8 protein-coding genes are annotated in these 8,708 nt (G+C 42.2%); all 8 read right to left on the minus strand.

Translation table 11 applies throughout. The features are described from left to right. Positions 1 to 13: 13 nt before the first annotated feature. The 8 genes from DN752_RS19285 to DN752_RS19320 all read right to left on the minus strand — a co-directional run bounded on the left by DN752_RS19285 (position 14) and on the right by DN752_RS19320 (position 8,041). Entirely contained in the window at positions 14 to 1,054 is a 1,041-nt protein-coding gene (locus tag DN752_RS19285) for a hypothetical protein (protein WP_112786624.1), read from the minus strand. A 24-nt stretch (positions 1,055 to 1,078) separates the two neighbouring features. Beyond that, on the minus strand, positions 1,079 to 1,816 hold the full coding sequence (locus DN752_RS19290) for a porin family protein (RefSeq protein WP_112785481.1): 738 nt from the start codon (positions 1,814 to 1,816) through the stop codon (positions 1,079 to 1,081). Positions 1,817 to 1,850: 34 nt separating this feature from the next. After that, positions 1,851 to 2,498 (minus strand): OmpA family protein, encoded by a 648-nt coding sequence (locus tag DN752_RS19295; protein WP_112785482.1) that lies wholly within the window; start codon positions 2,496 to 2,498, stop codon positions 1,851 to 1,853. A gap of 25 nt (positions 2,499 to 2,523) precedes the next feature. Further along, positions 2,524 to 3,276: a tetratricopeptide repeat protein gene (locus DN752_RS19300; protein ID WP_245949317.1), complete on the minus strand. Its 753-nt coding sequence runs from the start codon at positions 3,274 to 3,276 to the stop codon at positions 2,524 to 2,526. Between the two features lie 142 nt (positions 3,277 to 3,418). Then, positions 3,419 to 4,405, minus strand: coding sequence for a DUF6515 family protein (locus DN752_RS19305; protein ID WP_112785484.1), 987 nt, complete (start codon positions 4,403 to 4,405; stop codon positions 3,419 to 3,421). 11 nt (positions 4,406 to 4,416) lie between these two features. Beyond that, positions 4,417 to 5,145 carry a DUF2092 domain-containing protein gene (locus tag DN752_RS19310; RefSeq protein WP_112785485.1) on the minus strand — a complete coding sequence of 243 codons (729 nt, stop codon included), beginning with the start codon at positions 5,143 to 5,145 and terminating at the stop codon, positions 4,417 to 4,419. A 218-nt stretch (positions 5,146 to 5,363) separates the two neighbouring features. Then, positions 5,364 to 6,464, minus strand: coding sequence for a helix-turn-helix domain-containing protein (locus tag DN752_RS19315; RefSeq protein ID WP_112785486.1), 1,101 nt, complete (start codon positions 6,462 to 6,464; stop codon positions 5,364 to 5,366). 380 nt (positions 6,465 to 6,844) lie between these two features. Next, on the minus strand, positions 6,845 to 8,041 hold the full coding sequence (locus tag DN752_RS19320) for a helix-turn-helix domain-containing protein (protein WP_112785487.1): 1,197 nt from the start codon (positions 8,039 to 8,041) through the stop codon (positions 6,845 to 6,847). Positions 8,042 to 8,708 lie beyond the last annotated feature (667 nt).

Consider the following 8,708-nt stretch of genomic DNA (forward strand, 5'->3'; position numbering starts at 1 on the left):
CTGTACCTGATGCTTATTTATTGGGGTTTTTCATGAAGCCTGGAAAGCGATAATTTAGGTTGAGCAAGAACTGGCTCCTTTTGCCAAACACGCCGAGCTCACTCCTTAACATGATATTTTTGTTGAATTGGTACTGCGCACCCAGAATGATGTTAAAAGGGGAAGCTACTTTCTTGTCTAGCGTGTAGTCAACGACAGCATTTCCGGGGTCTATACCATTGGATATATCCTCCATTTTGTCAATGATCTGATTGGCCACGACACGCTGCCCAGGGGGCAAGGTAGTGGCCCAGTCACGCATATAATTGATCAATCCCCCTTCACCAATCTCAGGGAAGATTTCCTGAATGTTGATGCTTCCTTTGGTGTCATTGGAAATGGATTGATAAAATACCCCTGCCCATACAGAAAGGGATTTTTCCGGATTAGAAGGGTTCAAAATAGAGTGACCCAATCGGAAACTACTGTTAAAAGCCGGGATGGGCTCCACCACCACATCCACATCGACGAAGTTGTAGTTATTGTCCCATGCCATCCAAAATGGACCGACAGCACCGCTAAGTGTGGCTCCCAATCCAAATGAACTTGCCTTGAAATGCTGGTTTGTCTGTAGCCCAATCGGTTCCAATAAACTGACATTGGTATCGGTGGTACCACCGCCGATCATGCCGTAAAGGTTCAAGAAAGGCAAAACCCAGATATCCGGACGGATCGTGTAGGCATTGGTCGCTGCTGTGGTGGGGCCAAAGGTGATGAAATCGCTAAAGTCCAACTGTTCACTTCCATTGAAGCCCAACAAAATGGACTGGATGACAATTTCCTGTGTTTGGGTAAAATAGATACCGCTGATTCCATATCCATATGGAAGGTCATAGCCTTTTTTATAGGCTTGTTTCCCAAGGATGGGGAATGTATAAGGCCATTCCATGGTCTTTAAGCTGTCAAAATAAGGCTTATAGTAGGGGTTTTCCGATTTGTTCATTCCCTGTGCGGAAACCGCGCTTGCGATACAAAGTAAAAGGAGAGATAATATTCCAATTTTATACCATTTCATGATCATTGGTTTAGTTTACTTTAATTAATAGGGTGTTTTGACGGCGTCTTTTTCTGCTTTTCCGGCACCGATAGGGATGCCTACGCTGAGGTATAGTGATCGGTTGTAGTGATCATTTGGCATCGATTTATTGATGTCCACCATGCCTAGGTAATACCGAATGCCCAAGTTCATCCCGTGTCCTTTCATCAGGCGGTAACCTATTCCAGCCGTCATCCCAAAGTCCAATCGCTTGAAGTCATTTTTGATTTTACGCTCATATAAAAGATCATCATCTTCCAGAATGCTGTCCGAAAACTCGTCAAACCCTTTATGGAGCCAGCCCAATTGTGGGCCTGCTTCTACGTAAAACTGGCTGTTTTTAAATTGGTATTTTACCAAGGCCGGGATATTGAAATACCCTAGTTTTCTTCGTACAGTAGCATTGGTCAAGAGCTGATCAAGCTCATCGTCACCTAATGGATAAGAAGGGAGGGCTTTGGCTCCCATGGTGGATTTTACGATCACTCCCGTGTGCAGCTTGAGCCGTTCCTTTAGATAAAAGTCAAAATAGAACCCAAGGTGCAGCGCATTGGCCATGTCCGAAGAGGGAGGGCCGTGCAGTTGGCTGAAGGCGATGCCGCCATCCAGTCCAAATTCGATTTTGTCAGAGTTCAGCTTATCCCCGAACAGCAATGAAATCAGCACTTGTCCATGGGCCATTTGGGCCATGACAAATAGTGAAAAGGTGGTTACTAAGTGTTTTTTTATACTGAAATTCATTTATGATCGACGCTTCAAATGTTCCTTTATGAGATTATAGATCCCCGCTTTTGGCATCTTCTTTCATGTCTTCATTGGCAAAAATGGCCATCTCCACCCGTCGGTTTTTGACCCGGTTTTCTTCGCTGTCATTGGGATACTTGGGCTGGGTTTCTCCATACCATTTTTCCACAAGTCTGGCTTTGTCCACTCCGTTTTGTGCCAAAAAAGCAGAAACGGCTTTTGCCCTTTTTTCCGAAAGCTGCATATTGAACTCATCCGATCCGCTATCATCAGTATGCCCTTCGATCAGGATATTGGTGTCAGGATATTTCTGGAATACGGGAATGGCGTTGAGGAGGTCTTCCTTGTAGCTGTCGCTGAGGTTGGCAGAATTGATATCAAAGACCAAGCTGGCATCAAAGGTGACGTTGATCCCTTCATTTACCCGCTTTACCTCAGCTGTTGGGATGGCCTGTTGGAGCTCTTTGGCTTGCTGGTCCATCTTCCTCCCGATCAGGTTGCCCGCAGTACCGCCAATGGCAGCTCCCGCCAGAACTCCCCATATACTTCCCTTGGATACGGCTGCTCCCACGGCTGCACCACCCGCTGCGCCAATGGCCGTTCCTTTTTGTTGATTGTTCCAGTTGGCACAGCTGGCCATAAGCAGGACGATGATTGCGTAAATGGTTAACTTTTTCATAGTGAGTGTTTTAGTTGTGATGAGTCTATTGGCAAATCATGGCCGAAAACATATCCATGCTCATGTCCTTCCAGCCTAAGTCCAGCCCTTTTTGGATGTCAGCGCAAAGGGTGGTTTTTTCCGCTGCGGTCATTTTATTTTTAAGTTCTTGGACCTTAGTGGTGCCGTACTTGTTTTCCATCTTTTTTAGGCCCACTTGTGTCCTGCTCTGGTAGATATCAAGCGGGTCATGCCCGTGGTCCAACGCCTCGTCATAAGCGGCGTATGCCTCGTCATATTGGTTATAATAAAGGTGTAAATCCCCCTTTTGGATGATGATGTCCGTGTTTTCTGGAGCTAGGCCAATGGCCTTGTCCAAGTAATACATGGCAGAATCCTCCTCGTTGAGCTGACGGGCATATACCCTGGCCATTAGCGCGTAATTATTGGCCCTCTCTGAGGTGTTTTGGTTTTTTTCTGTCAGTTCTATTACTTTGGATAATTCCTGCTTCGACCCTTCCGCATCACCTAGGTGCTGGAGCGCAATGCCTTTTTGGAAGTGGCCTTCCAGACTTCTGTCCTTGGTGACATCAAGAGCATAATCTGCTTCCTTGATGGCGTTTTCATATTGCCCCAAGTTATTGTAGGCTTCGGCTTTGGCTACTGCTCCTTGCTCTTTGGCATCTTTGGTTTTACAGTTTCCGGTAAACTCATCCAGTTTTGCCAATGCCTCCGTATAGGATTCCTGATCCAGCAGTGCATTGGCTTCCGCCAATGTTGCCCTGCATTTTTTTCCCATCGTGAAGGTTTGGGCACTGGCGCTGGCTATTAAGTAGGGACTTAATAATATGCAAAGGGTTAGTAAATAAGGTTTCATACTGAATTGGTCTATAAGTGTTGGACTAATGCGTATAAGGTACTTGGTCTAAGGGCTATTGTGCTCATTGGTCTGCGTCTTGTACATCCGCTACTTCATATTTGTTTTTATTATCTACCTGAACAGGCTGATAATAGGTTTCACCATATTTCACGTAAGTTTGGTCGCCTACCTTTACTTCTTCGGCGCCTTCTGGAAGGTTGGTGACCACGGCTCCGGACGTAGGAGGAACCACGGTATAGCCTTCATCAGACTTTTCGTAATACGTCCCGCCGTAGTAGTAATTATTGGTGGTTTCATTGATCACCACTTGCTCTGATCCACCTGGGATGGTTTTTACAGTGGCACCGGATGGTGCTTCCACGACGGTATAGCCATTGTTGGACTCTTGGTAAAAAACTCCTTCATCATAATGGTATTTTTCATTTTCTATGGAAATGACTATAGCGGTGGCGGCCAGACTTGCTATGAAAAAGCCCCAAGGATGCCATACCGGCCCCCAATAATACGGTGTGTATGGATGGTAATAGTAGGGGTGATAACAGAAGAAACTAAATCCACCGTAACGATAGGGTGGCCTAGGATATGGGCGTGGGTTACGAATGACTACTGTGCTTCGTCTGTTGACATTTCGGCGGACGTTTCTATTGACGTTAATATTGGTGCTGTTGTCAATATTGACGCGGTTATTATTACCTACTCTGTTATTACTTTTTACATTAGATACCCGGGTATTGTTGTTACGGCTGTTATTGTTCCGGACGTTGGTGTTTCGATTAGTATTGTTTCTTTGATTACCGATATTCGTGTTAGTTCTATTCCTGGTGTTGTTGGAATAACTTCGGCTTTGGAGATTGGAAGGGCGGGACGGAGATCTGGTGGCGCCTCCATTGATGCTGCGGTTGCCGGATGGCCTAGCAGCGGCTCCTCCTCTGGACGCTCCCCCTGAGTGACGGAGCCGTTGGGCCTCAGCGATATCAGGAAGTCCCAGCATGGCAATGATTCCACAAAACAAAAGCAAATTGGATAGTTTTTTCATTGTGCGTTTCATGATGTGTTCAATTAATGGGGTTTTGGAAGTATGGAGATGAGTCTGGCACCAGGAGGTGGAGTGAATTCAAATATTGAAGGTGGCAGGTCGGGATTGATTTTCCATTCGTGGAAAGTGGCTTCATATTGTGGTGCCAAGGCTTTTTCTTTATCAGTGATGATTAACTTTACCGGTAGGTTCATGGCGTCGTTGGCCACCCATATTTGGACATTTTGTTTTTCATTACTGGCAGCGATGTGAAAACAGTCCTTTCCTTCCACGTACTTATTGCCCAAGTACACCAACGTGTCAAAATGGTCCAAAAGGTCATCCGTAAGAGTGGGGTAAAAGAAGTCCGCAGCCGGAAACTCCACTCCATATTGATAATTCATAGAATCGATCATGGAGATAATATTGTCAGGAGCATGGACAGTGGTGTAGTTGTTTTCACTATACGAATAGTGCGTGAAGAATTCCCCGTTATAAAAGAATCCCCGGTGACCCTTGTGGCCCTTCTGATGCACCAGCATTTTGTCCGGGCCTTGCATGAACACTTCGTTTTCGGTGTGCTCCTTTGTGTATTTTACATCTGCTGCCGGCTTGTCGGTGGAGGTGGATAGCTGGTAGCTGCATGATTGTAAGTCACCGATCACGGCACTCATGTGATCAAGGATAAATACCGCCACGGAATCTATTTTTTCCCCCTGGGCAAAGCTGCTGATAGGAAGGATGAGATAAAATGCCAATAATAGTTTTTTCATTGTGAGATCGACTTTTAGGACCTAAAATTTACTCTTGCGAGATGATTTTATGCCATTGCGCTATATATACATTAAGGTAAGAAGTATTTGGCTGGTTGGCTTATCAATAAAATGAGTACATGCCAACTTTTATATATTTTGGCATGCAATGACTTAGCGCCGGCTGCGGTACTTGAGTACAGAAGTAAAAGTGCTTGTTTTGTAAACATTATTTAGACTTAGAAGAAATGCTTGATATAGTCGGATGGGTTATATCCCGTATGTTTTTTAAAAGAAGCAATAAAACTGTTTCTATCCATGAAGCCACTCTGTTTGGCAAGCATGTCCATTGTCATGTCGTGATAGGCTTTTTCCTTGATGATGTTTTGGCTATATAGGATACGCTTGATATTCAAGTATTCATCAAATTTCAGGTTTTTGCTCCTTAGGTAAGCGCGAAGTGAGCTTGAGCTGATACCTATTTCCAGCGCTAACTTGTCTACGGTGATGCCATTATTTAGGTAAGGGCGGTGTCTGGAGACGTACTTTTCTATTTTTTCTTCTTCATAAGAAAGAGGCTGTTTACTTCCCTCTAGGCTTTTGGCTACTAGGTTTTGATGGAGTCTATCTGAAAAATCCCTTGCTTTGATGTCTCTGATGCCGAACAGTAAAAAGGGCTGAAAGAATAATGATAGACAAAGTAAAAAGCCACTACAGACCTCAATGATGGAGGGATGTAAGTAGGCCGGGACCTGTATGCCTCCTAAAGTAATCAGGAAATAAGGCAAAAATAGCAGCACTTGGAGAGCCAGGTAGCTGACAGTCCATTTTAGCCAATGGGTATTGATATGGATAAAACCTTTCTTGCTCACCGCCATTAACTTCAGGATCAGATTGACCTCCATGATCCAATATGCGGTGATTTGAAAATGAATAAGGAGAAGTGCCAGATCCGAAAAGGCATCCGACCTGTTCCCAGAATGGTAGATGCTGATAATTCCCACGGTCACTGGCAGGATTAAGTGGACAATTACCGACCTGTTAAAATTGGAATAGGCCAAGGTGTGGAAATACAGGTAATTGAGCGGTAAAAATAAGGACATGCTCACTAACATCCCTGTTTTACTGATGTGGTAGAGGTGGGTGTGCTGATCAGAAAGACCGAAGAACTGAAAAGTATGCCAAAGAAACAACGCCAAGAAGGCCAAAGAAAGGATCCTTTTGGTCTTTTTTTGGCCTTCTGCTACATTGGGGTACCACCAGAGGATCACGGTGATCATGATCGAGGTGACTGCCACAACGAATAGCATTGAAGTATAAAAGGTCAAGTGTTCTGGCATTGGTAACTGATAAATAAACTAATGGGTTGATAGCCTTATTTAACGATGTCATATGTGATTTACCAGAAGGGGATATACTATGTGTACTGGTGAATGATTCAGAAAACATCATTTGGTTAAATTTAAAAAGTTGTTGTCTTATTATTGACAGATATAAACGTATTGATGCCAAGAATTATAATGTTGTGAAAATCAGTGGGGATTTATAATAAAATGTGCTGGGGCAAGCCAGTGGACATCGTCAAAAAATGATGTGTTGACCTGGCGTAAGGCTTTTGTATTTACTCCAGCTTCCCAAAGCACTGAAAAAGTAAAGCAAATGCCAGCAACTGATAGCTCTTAGGGCAATAGAGGGTATGGTCAACTACCTCTATTGCTTTTTATTTATAGTCCTTGATGAATTCAGAAGGTGTTTTGCCTACCCATTTTTTAAAAGCAGAGGTAAAGGAATTTCTGTTGGAAAAGCCACAGTCATAACCAAGTGCCTCCAGCGTAATGTTCTTCCATTCACCTTCCTTGATTTTTTGTTTGCAGTACTCTATTCGGTATTTATTTAGAAAATCATTGAAGTTTACTCCTTTTTCTTTATTGATAAATGAACTGATGATATAAAGCGGCACATCCAAGTCATCGGATAGATCCTTCAGGTTATAGCCTTGATTGAGGTAAGGGGTGTTGTTTTGGATATGCTCAGAAAGCTTGGAGTCCAATTCGATCATCCTGGTTTTGCTGAGGAATTTAGAAGAGTAGCTGTCGACTTTTTCCTGTTGAATAACTTTCGCATTTTCTGTTTGAATGTTATTGGCAGGCGCTAGGACTTCTGTGAACCCATATAAGATTTCTGGCTTGCAAAATAGGTACCCAGCACAAAAGATGACACAAAGTGCTCCCCCTATTTCACTGAAATCGGCATAGATAGACATTTCAAAGGGGTTGTAACTATGGACAAAATAAGGGTAAAACAGCAAGAACTGAATGCTACAAAAGAAAAATAACCAATTTACTGCATGGCTGTTTTCTTCTTTTATATCTGCATCACCGTGCTTGATAAAGGAGATAATAATCCATACCTGCAATAACCAGTAAATACCAAAAACGATATGGTATATGATCACATTGACTTCATTGGGGATCATGATTAAGGTATGTGCTGCAAGCTGGCTACTTACTCCATCGAAAATTTGTTCTTGGAGAAGGGCCAATTGTTTTTCATAAGGAAGTATGAGGTAAGGGATGTTATTGATAAGATACAGGGCGAAGGGTATGAAATGAAGCACATCCTTTAGCCGTGGAGATTGCTTGTTCAGAACGGACCTTACATATAAATAGGCCATTGGCATAAACAAAAAGCAAATGACACTTCCAATACTGTAGGCAATAGGGATTTTTAGAATATACTCACTTTGTATAAGCGTGGCATATACCAAACTAACCGTCAATACGAAAAAGGACCAGCTGAGCAGTTTGCGTGATTGGTTTTTCCGGTTGGGAAAAGCCCACAATATGGCGATGGTGATTACTCCCACTGTGATGGCCAGTAGGTGGGTCAGAATGATAGGGGCAAAGTCAAAGTTCATGGTCCAAAAAAGCTTAGGTTAATAATAACAGTTAATATATCTGTTCTCTTAGAGGAGGTGTTGGTGTGGTGTTCAGATTATTCTATTGTATTATATTGGTTTTTTCGTGTATCTGGTTAATTTAAAGTTTTCTGTTCTTTAATTTTATGTTTGTGCATTCTTTACAATTATTTTTTGATTAAAAATAGTAAAATATATAGATAAAGTCGGTTAAATACAAATAAAATTACCAGTTACTGTAGTGTATATGATGACCCTTTATAGTCGATTAATAAATCGAGGCAAATATACAACACTGTTAAGTTATAAAAAATATTTAAATTTTTAATGATTGTGCATTATAAAAATCTGTTTGCTATAGGGTACTGAAATGATGAATTATGTGGATATATAGTAGGATTTAATTTTTTTAAGCAGGTACTAAGTGGGCTTAAATTGGCGATTAACGCATAAATTGCAAGATATTTTGCAAAGTTTTAGCGAATTATTCCAAGTATTGTCATCACTTGCTTTTGAATTTAAATTTTTTAGGAAATATTGACAAAGACCTTTTGTGTTGAAATCAGTTTTTAGGCCAAAAGGTGATTTTAATTAGTGAATTGTTCTTTACTCTATAATGGAGAAGTTAAACTATTGGCATTCAACGAAAAGCTGATTTCTCCCAGTA

Source organism: Echinicola strongylocentroti, from assembly GCF_003260975.1.
GTDB lineage: Bacteria > Bacteroidota > Bacteroidia > Cytophagales > Cyclobacteriaceae > Echinicola > Echinicola strongylocentroti.

Bases quoted from the DNA above. Each gene is read 5' to 3' on its own strand.
- DN752_RS19285 (WP_112786624.1), bottom strand. From the start codon at position 1,054: ATGAAATGGTATAAAATTGGAATATTATCTCTCCTTTTACTTTGTATC.
- DN752_RS19290 (WP_112785481.1), bottom strand. From the start codon at position 1,816: ATGAATTTCAGTATAAAAAAACACTTAGTAACCACCTTTTCACTATTT.
- DN752_RS19295 (WP_112785482.1), bottom strand. From the start codon at position 2,498: ATGAAAAAGTTAACCATTTACGCAATCATCGTCCTGCTTATGGCCAGC.
- DN752_RS19300 (WP_245949317.1), bottom strand. From the start codon at position 3,276: ATGGGAAAAAAATGCAGGGCAACATTGGCGGAAGCCAATGCACTGCTG.
- DN752_RS19305 (WP_112785484.1), bottom strand. From the start codon at position 4,405: ATGAAACGCACAATGAAAAAACTATCCAATTTGCTTTTGTTTTGTGGA.
- DN752_RS19310 (WP_112785485.1), bottom strand. From the start codon at position 5,145: ATGAAAAAACTATTATTGGCATTTTATCTCATCCTTCCTATCAGCAGC.
- DN752_RS19315 (WP_112785486.1), bottom strand. From the start codon at position 6,464: ATGCCAGAACACTTGACCTTTTATACTTCAATGCTATTCGTTGTGGCA.
- DN752_RS19320 (WP_112785487.1), bottom strand. From the start codon at position 8,041: ATGAACTTTGACTTTGCCCCTATCATTCTGACCCACCTACTGGCCATC.